At 54.8% G+C, this 18,816-nt stretch carries 17 protein-coding genes; 8 read left to right on the top strand and 9 right to left on the bottom strand.

Going from position 1 to position 18,816, the window contains the following annotated elements; genetic code table 11:
- The first annotated feature begins 114 nt into the window (after positions 1-114).
- Positions 115-531 (top strand): SRPBCC family protein, encoded by a 417-nt coding sequence (locus tag ACT3UM_RS13295; RefSeq protein ID WP_498899498.1) that lies wholly within the window; start codon positions 115-117, stop codon positions 529-531.
- Positions 524-1,189: a TVP38/TMEM64 family protein gene (locus tag ACT3UM_RS13290; protein WP_035579595.1), complete on the top strand. Its 666-nt coding sequence runs from the start codon at positions 524-526 to the stop codon at positions 1,187-1,189. The genes ACT3UM_RS13295 and ACT3UM_RS13290 overlap by 8 nt, the downstream gene beginning before the upstream one ends.
- Positions 1,190-1,199: 10 nt before the next feature.
- Here the strand turns inward: ACT3UM_RS13290 and ACT3UM_RS13285 are convergent, their stop codons facing one another.
- The 9 genes from ACT3UM_RS13285 to ACT3UM_RS13245 all read right to left on the bottom strand — a co-directional run bounded on the left by ACT3UM_RS13285 (position 1,200) and on the right by ACT3UM_RS13245 (position 10,208).
- Positions 1,200-1,439 (bottom strand): DUF2789 domain-containing protein, encoded by a 240-nt coding sequence (locus tag ACT3UM_RS13285; protein ID WP_498899496.1) that lies wholly within the window; start codon positions 1,437-1,439, stop codon positions 1,200-1,202.
- Positions 1,440-1,526: 87 nt separating this feature from the next.
- Complete coding sequence (locus ACT3UM_RS13280; RefSeq protein WP_498899494.1) at positions 1,527-2,597, bottom strand: asparaginase; 1,071 nt, start codon at positions 2,595-2,597, stop codon at positions 1,527-1,529.
- Positions 2,598-2,614: 17 nt separating this feature from the next.
- Positions 2,615-3,826 carry an MFS transporter gene (locus ACT3UM_RS13275; protein ID WP_498899492.1) on the bottom strand — a complete coding sequence of 404 codons (1,212 nt, stop codon included), beginning with the start codon at positions 3,824-3,826 and terminating at the stop codon, positions 2,615-2,617.
- Positions 3,827-3,851: 25 nt separating this feature from the next.
- Positions 3,852-4,355, bottom strand: a complete 504-nt coding sequence (locus ACT3UM_RS13270) for a hypothetical protein (protein WP_498899490.1) — start codon at positions 4,353-4,355, stop codon at positions 3,852-3,854.
- 95 nt (positions 4,356-4,450) lie between these two features.
- The gene (locus ACT3UM_RS13265; protein ID WP_498899488.1) at positions 4,451-5,707 is read right to left on the bottom strand and encodes a DEAD/DEAH box helicase; all 1,257 of its coding nucleotides are present in this window, start codon (positions 5,705-5,707) and stop codon (positions 4,451-4,453) included.
- 279 nt (positions 5,708-5,986) lie between these two features.
- Complete coding sequence (locus tag ACT3UM_RS13260) at positions 5,987-6,493, bottom strand: helix-hairpin-helix domain-containing protein (protein WP_498899486.1); 507 nt, start codon at positions 6,491-6,493, stop codon at positions 5,987-5,989.
- Positions 6,494-6,558: 65 nt separating this feature from the next.
- Entirely contained in the window at positions 6,559-7,146 is a 588-nt protein-coding gene (locus ACT3UM_RS13255; RefSeq protein WP_498899484.1) for a PqiC family protein, read from the bottom strand.
- Between the two features lie 10 nt (positions 7,147-7,156).
- Positions 7,157-8,842, bottom strand: a complete 1,686-nt coding sequence (pqiB, locus tag ACT3UM_RS13250) for an intermembrane transport protein PqiB (protein ID WP_498899482.1) — start codon at positions 8,840-8,842, stop codon at positions 7,157-7,159.
- The gene (locus ACT3UM_RS13245; protein ID WP_498899480.1) at positions 8,835-10,208 is read right to left on the bottom strand and encodes a PqiA/YebS family transporter subunit; all 1,374 of its coding nucleotides are present in this window, start codon (positions 10,206-10,208) and stop codon (positions 8,835-8,837) included. Before ACT3UM_RS13245 ends, pqiB begins: the two co-directional genes overlap by 8 nt.
- Before the next feature lie 342 nt (positions 10,209-10,550).
- Between ACT3UM_RS13245 and ACT3UM_RS13240 the strand changes: the two genes are divergently transcribed.
- The 6 genes from ACT3UM_RS13240 (at position 10,551) to ACT3UM_RS13215 (ending at position 18,621) form a co-directional block, all read left to right on the top strand.
- Positions 10,551-11,528: a calcium/sodium antiporter gene (locus ACT3UM_RS13240; protein ID WP_498899478.1), complete on the top strand. Its 978-nt coding sequence runs from the start codon at positions 10,551-10,553 to the stop codon at positions 11,526-11,528.
- 258 nt (positions 11,529-11,786) lie between these two features.
- Entirely contained in the window at positions 11,787-13,202 is a 1,416-nt protein-coding gene (locus ACT3UM_RS13235) for a cytochrome ubiquinol oxidase subunit I (protein WP_035579577.1), read from the top strand.
- A 2-nt stretch (positions 13,203-13,204) separates the two neighbouring features.
- Positions 13,205-14,206 carry a cytochrome d ubiquinol oxidase subunit II gene (cydB, locus tag ACT3UM_RS13230; RefSeq protein ID WP_035579575.1) on the top strand — a complete coding sequence of 334 codons (1,002 nt, stop codon included), beginning with the start codon at positions 13,205-13,207 and terminating at the stop codon, positions 14,204-14,206.
- 3 nt (positions 14,207-14,209) lie between these two features.
- Complete coding sequence (cydD, locus tag ACT3UM_RS13225; protein WP_498899475.1) at positions 14,210-15,883, top strand: thiol reductant ABC exporter subunit CydD; 1,674 nt, start codon at positions 14,210-14,212, stop codon at positions 15,881-15,883.
- A complete protein-coding gene (cydC, locus tag ACT3UM_RS13220) occupies positions 15,880-17,586 on the top strand; it encodes a thiol reductant ABC exporter subunit CydC (RefSeq protein WP_498899473.1) in 1,707 nt (568 codons plus the stop codon). The genes cydD and cydC overlap by 4 nt, the downstream gene beginning before the upstream one ends.
- A gap of 42 nt (positions 17,587-17,628) precedes the next feature.
- On the top strand, positions 17,629-18,621 hold the full coding sequence (locus tag ACT3UM_RS13215) for an adenosine deaminase (protein WP_498899471.1): 993 nt from the start codon (positions 17,629-17,631) through the stop codon (positions 18,619-18,621).
- The last annotated feature ends 195 nt before the right edge of the window (positions 18,622-18,816 follow it).

Raw genomic sequence — 18,816 nt, 5'->3', positions numbered from 1 at the left:
ATCTGACCAGTTCTAGCGCCAATCGACGTACCTTGTTGAAGTAAAAATAGCGTAGGCGGGCAGCATTAATATCAACATGCTACGCTATCCCTCCATGCTGTTAGAGGCGAACCAATGGCAACGATTGAACATAGTGAAATCATTAACGCGCCGCCCGAACGCGTGTTCGAACTACTGCGCCGTGTCGAAGATTTTGCCGATTACTCAGACCTGATTCGCTCAATTGAAACCCTGGACGAAAACCGCTATCGCTGGCATGTCCGTGCCGTGGGTATGGACTGGTCGTTTGATGTCATGGTGACCGAGATTCAGCCGCCCCATGTGCTTGCCTGGGAGTCGTTGGATGGCGTAAAAAACCAGGGGCGTTATCGCCTTCGCGAGGTGCCCGAAGGCACCGAGGTGGCGTTGACGCTCACTTATGAGATCCGCAATCGTCTGATGGAAAAAGCCGTTAACAAAGCGGCGAAGCCGTTAGTAGGAAAAGTCAGCCGACAAATTCTTGAGCGGGTGGAAGCTCGCTTGAATGAATAGCCCACCACGACATCCTTGGCGCTGGGCGCTAGGGTTTGCAAGTTTTGCCATGCTGGCCTACGTGTGGCTATGGTATTCGCCCGATTTGATGGCGGTTAAGCAATGGGCTTCTCAGGCGTCTCATTATCCGATGGTGATTATGGGGGTGATGCTAATCATGGCCGTTACCTTGGCCATAGGATTGCCGGGCAGTATTGGGCTGTGGCTTATTGCGCCTTTTTACCCGCCGCTTATCGCCACGGTAATGCTGACACTCAGTAGCGTGGCGGGAGCATGGGGGGCTTATCAAATAGCGGCGCGGGCAGGGCGGCGTTGGAATCCTCAAGGGCTGACCTTAAAAGTCATGCAGATGTTAGAGCAGCGAAGCGATGTAATGACCCAGTGCGCAATGCGTATATTGCCCGGCTTTCCCCACTCGGTTATCAATTTTGCCGCAGGTTTACGCCATCTGCCTCTTAAGACGTACCTAGTGGCAGCGGCTTTGGGTTTGTCGATAAAATGGGCGGTTTATAGTAGTGCGATATACGGCGCCTTAGAGGCTATCGAAGACGAGGATGCGCTGCAGTTTGATGTAGTGCTGCCTCTGATAGCACTGGCGCTACTGCTACTGGCAGGGGCGTGGTACAGGCGCCGCGTTGAAGCGGCGCGGGGCGCCTAGCAAACCGGTTCTAGCGAGCTTTGTGCATTGAGGCGTCGAGGTGGTCGACCACTTCGGCCCAGTCGGCGTCCTCTTCCACCGCTTCTTTTAAAAATTCCGCCTGCCCCTCGTTCCAGCAGGGGGCCTCAGCCAGTGGCATTGTTTCCGGGAGCGGGGCGTTGCGCTGGATAAAGCGCTCAATTGACGCTGCATCGGATGCCAAGCCTAACTGTTCGAATAGTTCGCTGAAATGGTGTACCGGTTTTTCCATAACCTGTTGCTCCTTCAAACGCTTAGAATCGTTTCTATAACATAGCTTGATTCTCAGCCTACGCCACCTTTCAACCGCTTTGGCGGGCTAGCGTTCACCGATTAGCGAGGTTAAAAAACGCTGACGCTGATCTTCTAGTGCGAGTGGTTGCGCCACTAAGTGGGCTAGCTTGGTGAAAGCCGCTTCTGGCGTCATATCATCACCGGCGAGAACGCCTGCATCGCTAAGGCCATGCCCCGCAGCGTAAGCGCCCAGATGGAGACTACCCTGCGGGCACTGGCTGATGGCGGCAAGCAATTTGCCTTCCCCGCTGGCCTTGGCGAGTACGTCCAGTAAGCTTGGGTCGTCGGGCAGATTACCGGCGCCCCAGAGTTGTAGTAACGCCCCTTTAACCCGTGGATCACTCAGCCAGGCGCTTAACTGCCATGCCGAAATGCCCGGCCAAAGGGCGATGCGGACGACCTCTCCTTGATTAACCAAGCGGTAGTCGGGCAGCTCGAAACGCGGTGCGCCGCGCTGCTGAAGGCCAAGTCCACGGCTGGGGTAATAAACGAAGTCGTCGCCTACCCGCTCACCCAGCAATGGATAGTTGGGGCTGGCGAACGCGTTGGCTGCTTGACTGTGCTGCTTAATGGCGCGGGCGCCCCGCAGCAACTGCCCGGCAAAGTAAATAGCCACCTCTTGGAGCGCGGGCTTGGCGGCGAACTGCAGCGCGCCATACAAATTGCCTAAGGCGTCGCTGCCGGGCACTTCCAGTGGCAACATGGAGCCTGTTATTACCACCGGTCGGTCCAGTCCCTGGAGTTGGTAGGCAAGACTAGCAGCCGTCCAGCTAAGCGTATCGGTACCATGAATAATGACGAAGCCGGCGTAGGCCGTTAGCTGGTCGCTCACATCGCGGGCGAGCTGTTGCCAGGTAAGCGGCGTGGCCGCGCTTGAATCAATTAATGTCGCGTAGCTAACTAGATCATAGCCGGGTAAAGCTTGCTGTTGGGTAAGGGGTAGCTGGTTCAGCGCCGTTGCCATGCGAGTGGCAAAGTCACCGCTAGGCGCAAGTCCATCGGCATGCTGCTGCATACCGATTGTTCCGCCTGTGTAAATAACCAGAATACGCTCTTTATTAGGGGGCTTGTCAGCTAAAGGGGAGTGGGAGCTCATTGCCTTTTCCTGGAGGGTCAGTAAGTACGAGTAACGTGCTCTACCAAAAGTCCACCGCTTTGGTCATCTAAGCGCTGGTTGCGACCCGCCAGTAGGGCAAAGCCACAGCAAACCGTGATCAGAACGATCAATAGCCAGGCGATATGTGATATGTCGGCGCCTGACTGCAGCATAACCCCCACACCGAAAGGGCCAAGTGCTGCCAGTGTATAACCACCGCCCTGGACGAGCCCAGAGAGCTGACCGGCAAGGCGTGAGTTGGCTGTGCGCAAGACTAACAGGCTCAGCGCCAGGCTAAAGCTGCCGCCTTGGCCGATGCCGAGGAGTGCGGCGCCGGGCCATTTCCATATTAATGGCGCGATAAGCAGCATCCACAGACCCATGGCGGTGCTAATCAGTACCAGTAATAGCGCGGGCCGCTGGTCACGACCCAGGCGCGCAACCCAGGGGGCGCCCAGCGCGGAGACTAGCTGGCACATAATCGAAACCGCCATGGTCCAGCCTGCATCGGCTTCGTTGTAGCCGCGATCAACCAGTAGAGTGGGCAGCCAGCCAAATACGATATATGCCATGGAAGACTGAATGCCCATAAAGAACATAATGTGCCAGGTAAGCGGCTGCTTAAGTAGCCGTAAAATGCCGCTTTTGGGTGGTGTGGGTATGTCTGCCCTCGTAGTACTGGGCATTTGAAAGTGCCACAGTAGCAGTGCGAAGAGCGCTAGTAGAGACCAACTCATTAAGCTTGCTTGCCAGCTGCCCAATAGTTGGGTTAGAGGAACGCTAAACCCGGCTCCTAAGGCGCCGCCTAAACAGAGCGCCATGGTGTATAGACCGGTGAGCAGGTCGGCGCTGTCGGGAAGTTCACGCTTAACCAAGGCCGGTAGTAGAGTGCCACTAATGCCAATTGCACAGCCTGCCATTGCCGAGCCGACAAAGAGTCCGCCGGGAAGTGGCAAACCACGCAGAATAAGCCCTGCTGCCAGTAGTGTCAGCGCTGCACTCAGTGCCCGTTCGCTGCCTATGCGTTTAGCCAGCGTTGGGGCAAGTGGCGCGGAGAGGCCTAAAAACAGCACAGGAAGCGTGGTGAGTAGCCCTGCGGCGGTAGCGGAAAGCCCCGCACTCTCTTGTAGCCGGGTGAGTAAGGGGGCGACCGAAGACATGGCGGGGCGTAGATTTAGCCCCACCACAACCATCAGCAAAATAAACGTAATTGAACGACGCGATGCCATATTTATACTTATTTAAAATCCGCTTTTACTTAAGGTGGGGGCGCAAGTCTCCACGAACGGCATCGAGTAGCGTGATAAAATGGTAATCCTGGGGGGTATCCAGGCAGTCCACCCTGACGTTGGTGCGCATACCTTTATCCATATTCAATTGATCGAATATTTCCAACGTTAACTTGCGTGCAGGTTTATCGCCTGGCGCCATGATGCCGTCTTCAAGGGTAAAGGTTTCAAGCAGCGTTACGCGCACACGGGTACTGTTGCCTTCGCTAAGTACGCGGCGCACAAACAGCCAGCCTTCGCAGGGAAGGGCGTGGTTGTCCTCCCGCTGGCGTAAGAAGATCGTGCGGTAGCAAGCGCCTTCAATCGACGCTTTTTCAGCCATGCTGCGGTAGGCTTGAACTACTTGATTAGCTGACGCCCGGGCGTCCTCTAAGCGCTGCACGATCCCTTGATGTTCGCGGCTGAGCTGCTCTTGACGTTGAAACGTCAGCCATTGGCGGTACTCGGCCATTAGTTGAGAAGACGCCATATTCACTCCGTGAAAGGTGTTGGCTGAAATAGCTGCTGGAAACAGCGGCTTGGAATATGCGAAGGCGACACCTTCGCATATTCCTGCGCTCTGAGCTAGCGGCGAACGCGTCGTTTACGCTCACCACCGGTATTGGCACTCTGGCCATCGGGTTTGCGCTTGGCACGCGGCTGGCGCTGATTGCGTCGGCCATTCTCGATAGGCTCAGGTTTGATACTGGGGTCGGGCTCAAAACCTGGTTCAATATGCTTTGGCAGCGTCTGTTTGATGAGTCGCTCAATACTGCCCAGCAGGGCGTCTTCGTCAACACACACCAGCGAGACGGCTTTGCCATTGCTGCCAGCACGGCCGGTACGGCCAATGCGGTGGACGTAATCTTCCGCCACATTGGGGAGATCAAAATTGACGACGTGGGGCAGCTCATTGATATCCAGACCACGGGCAGCAATATCGGTGGCCACGAGTACCTGTAGGTCGCCACTCTTAAAGGCGGTTAACGCGCGGGTGCGCGCCCCCTGACTTTTGTTGCCATGGATCGCCATGGAGGGAATATTCTGCTTGGAGAGCTGCTCGGCCAAGCGGTTAGCGCCATGTTTAGTGCGCGTAAATACCAGCACTTGAAACCAGCCGTTTTGCTGGATTAAGTGGGCCAGAAGCTCGCGCTTCTTCTCGCGATCAACGCGGTAAATGGCCTGCTCAATTTTGTCGGCAGTGGCATTGCGCGGCGCGACTTCAATCATCGCCGGGTTATCCAGCAGCTGTTGCGCTAGGGCTTGGATCTCGTTAGAGAACGTTGCTGAGAACAGCAGGTTCTGGCGCTTTTTAGGCACCAGCCGCAGCAGGCGTTTAATATCATGGATGAAGCCCATGTCCAGCATGCGATCCGCTTCATCAAGCACTAGAATCTCAACGCAGGAGAGGTCTACATGCCCCTGTTGGTGAAGATCCAGCAGTCGACCGGGGGTGGCAACCAGTACGTCCAAGCCGGCTTTTAGCGCATCGATTTGAGGCTGTTGGCCAACGCCGCCAAAAATAATGTGAGAGCGCAGGGCCAGGTGCTGGCCATAGGTCGACACGCTTTCGCCTACTTGAGCGGCAAGCTCACGGGTCGGGGTTAGCACCAGCGCCCGTACCTGACGTTTCGCAGGTCGTTTGCCGGTGTTTAGGCGTTGCAGCATTGGCAGCGTAAAGCCAGCGGTTTTGCCAGTGCCGGTTTGGGCGCTGGCTAGCATGTCACGACCTTCTAATACGACGGGGATGGCCTGTCGTTGTATCGGGGTAGGTTCGGTGTAACCTTGCGCTGTGACAGCGCGTAACAAATCGGCGTGCAGGCCAAGTTCAGAAAAGCTCATGCGTTCTCCGCAATCACCTAGTGAATTAATACCGTTAAGTGGTTGTTATCACTAGATGTAATGTTCAAAAAGCGAGGTTGATTCACCATCGCGGCAGCGAAGTGTGCCAGATAATTCAGTGTGCCGCGATGGTCGTTGGTTAGCCGTGGATGACAGGAGACGTGAAGGAGATAGCGCCAAGGCGCACTATCATCTGATGTGCACGGACACACCAGTAAACCTAGGCGTTAGTAACACGTGTCAGTAATAAGCCGAATAGTGTAACACGGTTATGCAGCGTCAGCTTGTTTCGCTGTCACGTGTCAGTGATGGGTGCTGGGCATGCAGTGGAATTACCCGAGCTAAGGTAGCGGGCGGTAGCTGTAGTTGTGCCACCTGTTTAGGCGTTAAGGCAAAAAAGTGCTCAGGGGTGAAAACCCCCAGTTGAAAGAGTTGGCGCGCAGTGGCTGGCCCGACACCGTCGAGAGCCAATAGCTGTCGCGCAAAGAGGGCGATAAAGCGGCCGCTTTGCTGTTCATCAAATTCGCCGTTAACCGTTTGATAGTAGTGCCCAGCTTGAACAGTAATAAATTGCTCGATGCGCTGGAGCGCGGCCAGTGTTGAGGTGTCGGGTGTGCGTGCTGCTAGCTGATCGCGAAGGGCGTCGTGGCTATTGAGGGCTGTTTCAAAAACCCCTTGAGACGCTTCGCCCTCTATCAGCGCCGTGACCGTTTCCATTAGGGCGTTAATGGCATCACGCAGTTGTTCAACCGGCACTTCAGTCGTTTGGTTCGGTTCATCTGTCATGTAGGCGCCCCAGAGAGGAATAGCGTTAAGCTTAGTGCAGCAAACCCTGTTTAGAAAAGCGCTGACTAATCAAAATAGTCGCCCTGGCGTATTGCGTTGGCAATAAGCTCGGCAGCCTGATCCCAGCTATCGCTTAATGCGCGCACCAGAGCGGGGTAGCCATCCTCTGTCAGGGCTGTTTCCGTGTGGAAATTTTCCATCGCTAGCAGTTCACCCGCAGCGTTAAGCAATTGCCATTGGCCGCTAGCCACGGCGACACCGTCAAAGCGGCCCTGGAATTGATCAACGTTGAGGCGCAGGGTCAATGCGTTGGCCTGTTCACCTTCCTCACGCATAACCCTAAGCCTTGGCAGCGCTTGCGCTAAGTTAGCGCGCACCCTTCGCTCCAGCTGTCTGCCCAACCCTTCGGCCCACTGGTGTTCCCGCGCGGCGTTCAGGGTAATATCGTCGAGCTGCATCACGATGCCATCGACATCAAGGTAATGGGCAAGCCGAGGGGAGCTGACCAGTAGCGTGCCCTGTGGCTGCTGGGGTGTGCTTGCCAATGGCGCGCTCGGCAGCATATAGCGTGCAGGGGGCGTGACGCTGCTGGCGCAGGCGGAGACCAGTAAGCAGACCAACAGCAGCAGCAAATACTTAATCCACATCAACATACTTTGCTCCTTAATCACGCGGCGCACGCGGAATGGGGTCTTGGGCATCCAGATTGTCAAACAACAGTGCTCTGGGGTTGTCATTGAGCGTTCGAGTGAGTGGCTGCAGGTCACGCATCAAGCGATCCAACCGTTCAATCGCCGTTGTAAGCTCTTGGTAGGCAGGCGATGAAGGGGATAAGCCCTGTAGCGTGTTGCGCAGTTCTTCTAGCGTCGCGTTTAGGTTGCCCCCAACAGCTTGTGTTTCCGGGTCATTGAGCAACTGGTTAAGGGAGGTGCTCACATCGCGAATCTCATTCAGCATGCTCTCAGAAGCCTGCAGGTTACGATCCAAGCCGGTTAACAGCGGCTCGACCTCAAGGGCGTTTAGCTTCTCGAGTAAATCCGTCACCTGAGCTTGTATCTGGGCAAAACCGCCAGGCACGGTGGGGAATACGGCTCGATCCGAGAAGCGTTCGGCAACATACTCATCGGCAAGATCACGCTGGAAGTTTAAATCGACAAACAGGGCGCCCGTCAGCAGGCTGCCACTTTTTAGCGAGGCGCGCAGCCCCAAGCCAAACATGCGCTGGAAGCGTGCCTCCCACTCTTCCAGGTCAATATCGCTATTTTCTATGCCCAGGCGCTGAGGCTCAATCCTAATCAGGACGGGAATCGCAAAGCGTGCGCGGGAGTCGGGCTGGGGTGCGGTAAAGTTCCAGGGCACGGCGGCAACGGTGCCCAGTCGCACGCCGCGAAACTCTACTGGCGCGCCTTTGGAAAGTCCGCGTACCGTTTCGTCTACCAGCAGCACATACTCCAAGTAGCGGTTAAAGGTGCCTTCCCGTGCGGCGTTTTCATCAGCATAGAGGGTGAAGTGTGTATTGGCTTCAACGGGTTGTCCCATCGGCAGGTCTTCGGGCACGCCGAAGGTAACACCGCCCCCCAGTAGTGCTTCTAGGGATTCAACGTTAACCCGAACTCCGTCGGCGTCTAAGCGAAAATCAACACCGCTAGAGGTCCAGAAACGGGTGCTGTCGGTGACTAAATTGGTATACGGCTCTTCAATAAACACCTGATGCTTCATGGTGCGTGACTCGGGCTCAAAACTATTCTCTTCGATACGCCCTACGGTGTAGCCCTGGTAAGAAACCGGGTCACCTACTCGCAGTGAATTGCCCAGTTGACTCGTTAAGCTAAGACGCAGGCCTGCTTGGCCTGCGGGCGCAACAGGGGGGATATCGCTTACCGGGAATTCTCGCCGGGGTGCTGTCTCTGTGCCTGGCTCAAGCTGAATGTAAGCGCCAGAGAGCACGGTGCCCAGCCCACTAATCCCTTCACGGCCAATGCGCGGCTTGACCACCCAAAAACGGGTGTCTTCGCGCAGCATATCCTCTACCTCTGGCTGAATGCGGGCGGTTAACACCGCATGGGAAAGGTCGTCAGACAGGCGCACACTCTGGACTCGGCCGACTTCAACATTGCGGCTGCGAATCAGCGTATTGCCCGCTTCGATACCCTCGGCGTTATCCATTGTTAGTGTCACTTGAGTGCCACGACTGGCGTAGTTGTCATAAACCAGCCACAACCCAATGACAATCGCCACGATAGGCACGACCCAGATGGGCGAGAGCCTGGTCTGGCGTGATGTTTTGGCTTTATTTAAATCCTGACCATTTGTTGGGTTGGGATTTGGCGATGTTGGTTCATTAGCCATCAACAGGTTCCTTGGTGGCCGCTTTACGGCGAAGAAGAGAGGGACGAGGTGGGAGTGGCGTATCCCAAATTAAGCGCGGATCAAAGCTCATCGCCGCCAACATGGTTAACACAACCACGGAGCCAAAGGCGAGTGCCGCCGGGCCTGGGGTAATTGACATCAAGGAGCCTGCGCGAATCAGCGCAACCAAGATGGCCACCACGAACACATCGACCATTGACCAGCGGCCGATAAATTCTGTTAAGCGGTACAGCCGGGTGCGACTTTGGGCGTTAAATGCACTGCTGCGCCTGACAACTAAGCAAAGCCAGGTTAACGCCACCAATTTGCCGACGGGGACGATCACGCTGGCAATAAAGATAACTACTGCAATCGGCCATGAGCCCATCTGAATCAGTTGCACCACACCGCCAATAATGGTCGAAGGCGAGGAGTTGCCTAAGCTGGTGGTGGTCATAATAGGGTATACATTGGCTGGAATGTACATGATGGCAGATGCACCGAGAAGTGCCCATGTGCGCTGCAAGCTGTTCGGTAGCCGCTGATGAAGTTTTTCATGGCAGCGAATGCAGCGCCCACGGCCCTGTGGCGATAGCCTGTTGATAAGCCCGCAGGTAGGGCAGCCGGTTAGCCCTTGTTCGCCAGCCGGTAGCCCCGTCTGAGTGCCTTCGGGAGCCAGTGATTCTCCCTCTAGCGAGAACCACATCCAATCGGCGTCCAGGGACTGACTGGTCATCAGTAGCAGTAGTGCAAAAGCACAAAATGCCCAGAAGGAGATGCCTATGGTCACGTCGGCCAGACCGGCGATTTTTATCAGGCTGACCAATGCGCCGATAATAAACACATCGGCCATCATCCACGGCGTTAAGTGCGCTAATGACCGGGCAATATCACGGCTAAAGGGCAGGGGGCGATCGCGGAGTAGCCCAAACTGCAGCCAGATAACGCCCAGTAGGTAGACCGCGGGCAGTACCACAATGGTCATAATGACCGCTATGGCGACCACCGGCTGGTGAAAGCCGATCAACGTGGTGGCCGTCTGTGTCAGTTCAATGCGGTTACTCACTCCGCTGACAGTAAAGCTAATAAACGGGAACGACACTGCCACTATAAGGGCTGCAAGCGAGGCAATGGCTAGAGCCATGCTGCGCTGGGCTGGGTAGCGGTGGCGTTTAACCAGCACGTGTGAGCAGCGTGGGCAGCTGGCTTTCTCGCCAGAGTTTAACGGCGTCAACGCCGATACCCAGTCACACTCATGACAGGCACGCAAACGCCGTCGCTGAGTTCTGGCCTCAGGTGGCAAACGGTCAACGAGGGGGGCGTTGACCGGCAATGTAGGGCGTTTAATCAATCGTTGTGGAGGCAAAAACCAAAACTCTCAGTGCGAGCCCCTAGCAAAACTACTAGGATGTGGCGGATTAAGCTGTCAAATACGTAGTTTAGCAACTCTATGTCGCTGAAATAATGTTCAAAAACATAGGCTAGACGCTTGACCAAAGCGTTAGTTTAGACAACGATGCTGCAGCGCAGTGACGAACGGTTAAATCCGCTCAGAATGGCCGCGTAATTCTGCGTCGGATTAGTTTCTCAGTGTCGCAAAATAGTGGCAGGGATTGCTAGTAATAGCATCTTACTACCGCCGCTATGAAGTCTTATTTAGATCAGAATCTGTGAACATTGCCAATCATTATGCCACGAAGGAAACGAAATGTTGCTTCCCACATTAGCGGTTGTGTTTGGATTAGTCCTATTGGTTTGGAGTGCCGAGAAATTTATCGACGGTGCTGCGGCAACCTCGCGTTGGCTGGGTTTGTCACCGCTATTGATTGGCATGCTGGTTATCGGGTTTGGTACTTCAGCACCGGAAATGATGGTGTCGGTACTGGCGGCGATGGACGGAAATCCCGGCTTGGCGGTCGGCAATGCTTACGGTTCAAATATTGCCAATATTGGTCTGATACTTGGCTTGATAGCACTTATCGCGCCCCTTTCGGTTCACTCTAGCGTAATCCGTAAAGAGATGCCGATATTGATGCTGGTGATGCTAGCAACAGGCTTGATACTGCTGGACGGGTTTGTTGCGCGCTGGGAGGCTGTTGGTCTTTTGCTGGCGTTGGTTGTTTTTATTGTTGTGAGCATTTTGCGTTCTCGCAAGCAGCCCGAAGATTCTATCGTCGCTGAAGTGGCAGAAACCTTGGACAGCAAGCCGATGTCCCGGGGTAAAGCCATTATGTGGACGCTAGTGGGGTTAGTGCTGCTAATCGCTAGTTCACGTCTGCTGGTATGGGGAGCCGTTGAGATTGCGCTGCGCTTCGGTGTGAGCGACTTGATTATTGGTCTGACCGTGGTAGCCATAGGTACGTCACTGCCTGAACTCGCATCCTCCATTACCGCTCTGCGCCGCAAGGAGCATGATATGGTGCTGGGTAATGTGGTTGGGTCTAACCTGTTTAACAGCTTGGCAGTGGTTGGTCTTGCGGGGGTGATTGCGCCTATCGAAGCAGGGCGAGAGGTGCTGGTGCGGGATTGGAGCGTGATGACCGGTATGACGCTGCTGATGATCCTATTTGCGTTTTCTTGGCGCGGCCGCCCACGGCGCATTAATCGTCTGGAAGGGGGCGTTCTACTGGCACTATTTGTCGCTTACACCGGCTATATGGTCAGCGTGGTGATAATGTCTCGGTAGTGCTTTTATTGTCATGGCGCGCCGCTATGGTATTCAGGCCATAAAGGTTGGCGCAGGCTGAACGGTGCGTCAATGCGACTCATCTTGGGCAGTGAGGGCTTGTTGTATAATAATTGTCCAAGAGTGGCGCTAGTGACAGGATCCTGGCGTAAAGCAATAAGCTTAGTGCTTATAACTAAAAGTGTCGTGCCATAAAGGCTCAACTAAGCTTGTGTTAACCCATTCATGGGATACCGATTCAGGTCTTAGGAGAGTGAAATGGAACTTGATCCGCTGGTATTATCGCGATTGCAATTTGCATTCGTTGTGTCGTTTCACGCTATCTTCCCCGTGTTCACGATTGGCTTGGCGTCCTATATCGCGCTGCTCCATGGCCTGTTCTTCAAGACGAAGAATCCTGCGTGGGATCGCCTTTCGCTATTCTGGACAAAGGTGTTTGCCGTTGTCTTTGGTATGGGGGTGGTGTCAGGCATCGTAATGTCCTTTCAGTTCGGCACGAACTGGAGCAACTTTTCTCAGGCCTCTTCGAATTTCCTCGGGCCCATGCTTAGCTATGAAGTCGTCACGGCGTTCTTTTTAGAGGCAGCCTTCTTGGGTGTGCTGCTATTTGGGCGCGGTAAAGTCCCTCAAGGGGTGCACCTATTTGCGGCGATTATGGTGGCGGTGGGCACCTTTATCTCTTCCTTCTGGATTCTATCGGCTAACAGCTGGCTGCATACTCCTGCCGGCGTTGAGCTGATCGACTTTCGCTTCCACGTGACTTCCTGGAGCGAGGCGATCTTTAACCCTTCGTTTCCTTACCGCTTTATGCATATGGCCGTTGCCTCGTTTTTGACCGGTGGCTTTGTTGTGGCAGGGGTGAGTGCTTGGTTCCTGTTACGTGACCGTGACCCAGAAGCGAATCGTCGTGCACTCTCCATGTGTCTCTGGCTGTTGCTGTTTCTGGCACCGACCCAGGCGGTCATTGGCGATTTCCATGGCATTAACACCTTAGAGCACCAGCCGACGAAAGTGGCTGCCATGGAAGGGCACTGGGAGACCTCTGGCAATGTGCCGCTGTTGCTGTTCGCCATCCCTGACCAGGACGCACAAACCAACCACTTTGAGCTGGGTATTCCGAACCTGGCCAGTATCATCTTGACCCACTCTCTTGATGGGGAAGTGCCTGGCATTAGCGAGGCAGCGCCTGACGAGCAGCCGCCGGTGCTGATTGTATTTTGGGGCTTCCGCGTTATGGTCGGGATTGGTCTGCTGATGATTGCGGTGGCGTTGACGGGGTTAATCTTGCGTCGCAAAGGTCGTATCTACGACAAGCGGCTATTTTTAAAAGGCCTGACGGCGATGATTCCCATGCCGTTTGTGGCTGTTTTGGCGGGCTGGATCGTCACAGAGTCAGGCCGTTCGCCGTGGCTGGTTTACGGCATGATGACCCATGCCGAGGGCTTAACCCCGTCGCTCACCGGCCCTATGGCGCTGTTTACGCTGATTGGCTATGCCTTGGTCTACGGCGTGGTGTTTTACGCGGGCATTTATTACCTCACCCGTGTGGTGCGTAACGGCATGCTGCCGGAAGAGGAACGCGAAACCACCGACGAGAACTTCAAGCGCCCCATGCGGCCTATGTCGGCGGCGCATACACCTTTTGATGATGACGTTGACCCGGTGAGGAGCTAGACATGGAAATGTTTGATCTAACGTTAGTTTGGGCCTTCATCATCGGTTTCGGCATCATGATGTATGTGCTTATGGATGGGTTTGATTTGGGGTTGGGTATTCTCTACCCCTTTGCTCCCGATGAAGATGCTCGGGATGTGATGATGAACTCGGTGGCGCCGATATGGGACGGCAACGAAACATGGCTGGTACTCGGCGGTGCTGGCTTGTTAGGCGCCTTTCCGCTGGTTTATTCGGTGTTCTTGCCTGCGCTTTACATCGGCGTCTTCTTAATGCTGGCCGGGTTGATCTTTCGCGGCGTTGCCTTTGAATTTCGTTTCAAGTCTCGCCGCAACAGGCGTTGGTGGAACCGCGCTTTTTGCTGGGGGTCGGCGGTCGCCGCCTTCGCTCAAGGGGCTGTGGTAGGAGCCTATATTCAAGGCTTTCCGGTTGAAGATTTCGCCTATGTAGGCGGTGCCTTTGACTGGCTAACGCCGTTCTCAGTGCTAACGGGGCTTGGCTTGATGGCGGGCTACGCGCTGCTAGGGGCGACTTGGCTAATACTCAAATCAGAAGGCCATGTGCAGGATTGGGCCTACAAAATCACTCCGCTGCTGCTGGCGCTGGTGCTGTTTGTTTTCGCTGTGATTAGCCTCTGGACGCCGTTTGTGAATCCTCTGGTCTGGGAACGCTGGTTCGGCAATATTCAACTGATTTGGGTTTTTCCCTTTGCTGCCTTGGCTTGCGCTTTTGTGGTTTTCCGTTCGGTACAGAAGCGTCGTGAAGGGGTGCCTTTCCTGGCGACTATCGGCATTTATGTTTTCACCTACCTGGGCTTGATCGTCAGTAAATGGCCGGTGATTGTGCCCCCGAACTACACGCTGTGGGACGCGGCTTCATCACCCGAGTCACAGCTATTCCTGCTAGTCGGTATGGTGTTTGTCATTCCGATTATATTGACCTATACCGCCTGGACCTACTGGGTGTTCCGCGGCAAGGTGCGTGTAGGCGAGGGATATCACTGATCCATGGTAACTGAAGTCGCGCTTTCTCTTACGCCGCGCAGTTGGCTACAAACGTTGGCTAAGGGAGAGCGCAAGCGCCTGCTGGGCGCTGCACTTTGCGGCGTGCTGGCAGGTAGTCAAACGATCGTTGTGGTAGTGGGTCTTGCCTGGCTGATTGATCAGTTGGTGGTTCACGATCAATCGCCCATGTCTCTAGTGCCGATATTTTCCCTGCTGGTGGGTTGCGTGCTGTTACGCGCTGCCTTTCAGTGGGGGCATGAAACGCTGAGCCTGGAAGCGAGCCTGCGCATTCGTCAACGTGCCAGGGCCCAGCTACTGGATAAACTATCTGCCTTAGGCCCGGTTTGGCTTACCAGTCAGCACAGCGGCTCCCTGGCCAACCAAGTGGTTGAACATATTGATGCGCTTGAAGGTTATTTCGCGCGTTTTTACCCCCAACTGCGTATCACGCTCTGCTTGCCGCTGTTGATATTGGCGGTGGCAGGTTGGCTCGATTACCTGGTGGCGCTGTTTCTACTTCTTTCTGCACCACTTATTCCGCTTTTTATGGCCTTGGTCGGCATGGGGGCTGAGCGCCTTAATCGTGATCAGTTTGTGGCCGTATCACGATTGTCAGCGCATTTTATTGACCGTGTGCGCGGTATGACCACACTGCAGCTATTTGGCCGTACATCAGCCGCGCAGCAGGATGTTTGGTATGCCACCGATGGCTATCGGCGCCTTAGCATGCGTACTCTTCGGTTGGCGTTTCTCTCATCGGCAGTGCTGGAGTTCTTTTCCTCAGTGGCGATTGCGGTTGTGGCCATGTATGTCGGTTTTGGCCTGCTCGGCTACATCGAGTATGGGCCGTCGCCATCACTGACGCTTTTTTCGGGCCTGGCGGTGCTGCTGCTTGCGCCCGAGTTTTTTCAGCCGCTACGCACCCTTTCTCAGCACTACCATGACCGCGCAGCGGCCTTGGGTGCCGCTGAGAGCGTGGTGAATATACTCAACCAGCCAAGCTTGGTGAGCGATTATGGCGCTATGGCGCCGCTGTCGGATAGGTCGGTCATTGAGTTAATGGCGGCTTGCGTTGCTTACCCTGGCCGAGGGCAGGTGATAGGCCCTATCGATTTCACCCTTCAGCGGGGTGAAGTAGTGGCGCTTAGCGGTGCCTCCGGTAGCGGTAAGTCGACGCTGCTTGCTTTACTCGCGGGCTTTATCGCACCCAGCGCTGGAGAGTGTCGGCGGCAAAAAAATAGCCCCTACGCCTGGCTGGATCAGCAGCCCTGTCTCTTGCACGGTAGTTTGATCGATAATCTGCGCTTGGCAGCACCTGATGCTAGCCGCGAAGAAATGGCCGCTGCACTAAATCGCGCTGGTTTTGGACCTCTGTTAACCCAGCTACCCGATGGCTTGGATACGTTAATCGGCGAGCGTGGAGTCGGGTTGTCGGGGGGGCAAGCCCAGCGCTTGGCGCTTGCCCGCGTATATCTTAGCGATGCGCCACTGCTGCTATTAGATGAGCCTACGGCGAGTTTAGACCAGGAAACTGAGCAGTTTGTTTTGGCGGCGTTGTTAGCGCTTGCCCAAGAAGGGCGTGCCTTAGTGATAGCGACCCATCATCCGGCTGTGATTGCTGTTGCTAATCGTCACTTGGCGTTTGAGCAGGGTGAGCTGGTCGAGGTGGTCTTATGATGGCTATTTATCGCGACTTCCGCCCCTGGCTACTGCTTTTAGTCCGGCGGCGTCGGCGCTTTTTATTGGGCGCTCTGCTGGTTTGGATTACCCTAATGGCTGGGCTTGCCCTGCTGGGCTTATCCGGTTGGTTTATTACTGCCAGCGCTCTGACCGGTATTGCCCTGGCTCTTGGCATTCCTGCGCGACTTGATGTTTATGTGCCCGGTGGCGGCATTCGTTTCTTCGCTTTGGCACGTACCGTCGCGCGCTACGTTGAACGTCTTTATAACCATAATACGGTGTTAACGCTGCTTGCCGATTTGCGCTATCGCGTATTTGGTTATTTAACACGCCTCGACGACGCTCGCTTGCACGGTGAACGTGCCAGCGACTGGTTGAGCCGGTTAACGGCGGATATCGACACCCTGGATAATTTTTATCTGCGTCTCTTGGTGCCACCTTTGGTGGCGCTACTTGGCGTGGTGGCTGTGTCGCTTTTTGTGGCTATTTGGTTGCCGGGCATTGCCATGCTGATGGCGGTGACACTGAGCTTTCTCTGGCTAGTGGCGACACTATTGGCGGCTGTCTGGGGATTTTCGCAAAGCTATCAGCAGGTGGTTGACCAGCAGTCGCTGCGGCGTTTAGTGGTCGACCAAGTGCAGGCGTCTGCTGAGTTGATGAGCTATCAAACGACCCAGTGGCATCGGGCCCTGATCGCTAGTCAAGAGCAGCAAGCGTTTAGCAACCAGCGCCGTTTAGGGCGTAAGGCAGCGTTGATTAACTGCCTGGTGAGTGTTGTCAGCGGATTAATGGTGGTGGCAGTAGTGTGGTTCGCTAGCTGGGTGTTTAGCCAGCAGTTGGTTACAGGACCTATTTTGGTGATGGCGGCATTGATAGCACTGGGGGCGAATGAGGCGTTCATTACGCTACCGGCTAGTTTTGTCAAGCTGGGTGCTAGCTATGCAGCGGTGCGGCGATTAAATGCGCTAACCGGTGATTTATCGGCGACGACCCCCACTGTTACGCTGCCAAACGGTGTTGGTCTAAGCATTCAAGTTGAACGGCTCTCTCTGCGCTATGCGCAGACATTAGCGCCCGCGTTAAGCGCTGTTGATTTCCAGCTGCCTGCAGGCAAACGAGCGGTGATTACCGGCAATTCCGGTGCCGGAAAATCGTCTTTAGCCAGGGTGTTAATGGGGCGCTTAAAAGCGACCGAGGGTAAGGCGCTGGTAGGCGGCATACCATCCTGGCAGCTTTCCACCGAAAACCGTGCCGCTCACTTTGCCATGCTGACCCAGCAGGTCGATCTGTTCGATGCTTCTATAGCCGAAAATCTGCGTATCGCCAACCCCGCGGCTAACGATGACATGCTTTGGGCGGTATTAAATGGCGTGGCCTTGAAAGGCTGGGTTGAGCAATTGCCGCAAGGCTTAGCTACGGCGGTGGGCGAGAAAGGCCAGCAGCTTTCAGGGGGACAAGGCCGGCGTTTGGCATTAGCCCGCCTGATGCTATGCAACCCTCAAGTGGTCATTCTTGACGAGCCGTTTGCAGGCGTTGATGCGGCGACGGCCAAGCACATCGCGGCGACCCTGGATAAATGGCTGGTTGACCGAACGGCTATTTTCTTTGTCCATCAGGTTAGTTCGCTGACTCTATTGCCTGGGGTCGAGTACCACTGGCATCTAGATGCCGGTAAACTTGAGCAATGCCCGCTTAAATAATGAGTGGCATTGATCAATTGATAAGACAGCTAGGAGCCCTTCATGCACGAATTTTTACGTGATCTTCCCAAAGTAGAACTCCATTTGCATATCGAAGGCTCGTTGGAACCTGAGTTAATGTTTGCTTTAGCGCAGCGCAATGGCATTGAGTTGCCTTATGCGACAGTTCAAGACGCCAAAGATGCCTACCACTTCAACGATCTGCAGGGTTTTTTGAATCTCTATTTTCAGGGTATGAGCGTACTTCGTAATGAAGAGGATTTTTACGACCTGGCGATGGATTATTTCAAGCGTGCGCGGGGCGAGGGCGTTGTGCATATCGACATGCACTTTGACCCCCAGGCGCATCTTCAACGTGGCGTACCCCTTGAAGTGGTAATGACCGGGCTATTAAAAGCCAAACAGGAGGCTGAAGAGACTCTCGATCTCTCTATCGGCATGATTATGGCTTTTCTACGCGATCGTCCGGCAGAAGAGGCCTTACATGTACTTGAACAGGCTGCGCCATATTGGAAAATGCTGGATGCCATTGGCTTGGATAGCGCCGAGCTAAACAATCCTCCCGCTGACTTTGTCGGCGTATTTGAGCGCGCTAAGCAGCTTGGATTGGTGCGCGTAGCCCATGCGGGGGAAGAGGGGCCTGCTGAATATATTACAGAGGCCCTGGATCTACTTGATGTTCAACGCATTGATCATGGGGTGCGCTGTTTAGAGAGTGATAAAGTAGTCGGGCGGTTGCGCCGCGAGCAAATTGTTTTAACGGTCTGCCCGCTATCTAACGTCAGTTTGAAGGTGGTAGAGGATCTTCGTGATCATCCGCTCCCGGAACTTTTGGCTGAAGGGCTCAAAGTAACCATTAGTTCCGACGATCCCGCTTACTTTGGTGGTGGTATGCTGACCAATCACCTTGCCTGCGCTGAAGCGTTTGGCTGGGATCAGACGGTCTTTCGTCAGCTAACCCGCAATGCCATCGAAGAAGCCTTTGCTACCCCTGAGCGACGCGAAGAGCTCATGGCTCGCTTGGCTGCAGCGTAAAGGGTTCACGCCTAGTTTATTGGGGCGGTGTGACGGCTATTAAATACAGGACTAGGTTTTTGCTCATAAATGTTCAAATCGCTGTTGACCCTGACGGTGAATCGGGTAGTATACGCACACGTCAACGGGGCACGGCCTCGGCGACCAGCTCTTTAACAATTTGATCAGGTAATTCATGTGGGCGCTTGCTGATGT

It is taken from the genome of Halomonas sp. AOP13-D3-9 (assembly GCF_052379125.1).
Taxonomy (GTDB): Bacteria; Pseudomonadota; Gammaproteobacteria; order Pseudomonadales; family Halomonadaceae; genus Vreelandella.
Note: the sequence above shows the minus strand (reverse complement) of the source record. Positions and strands in the feature narration are given on the sequence as shown.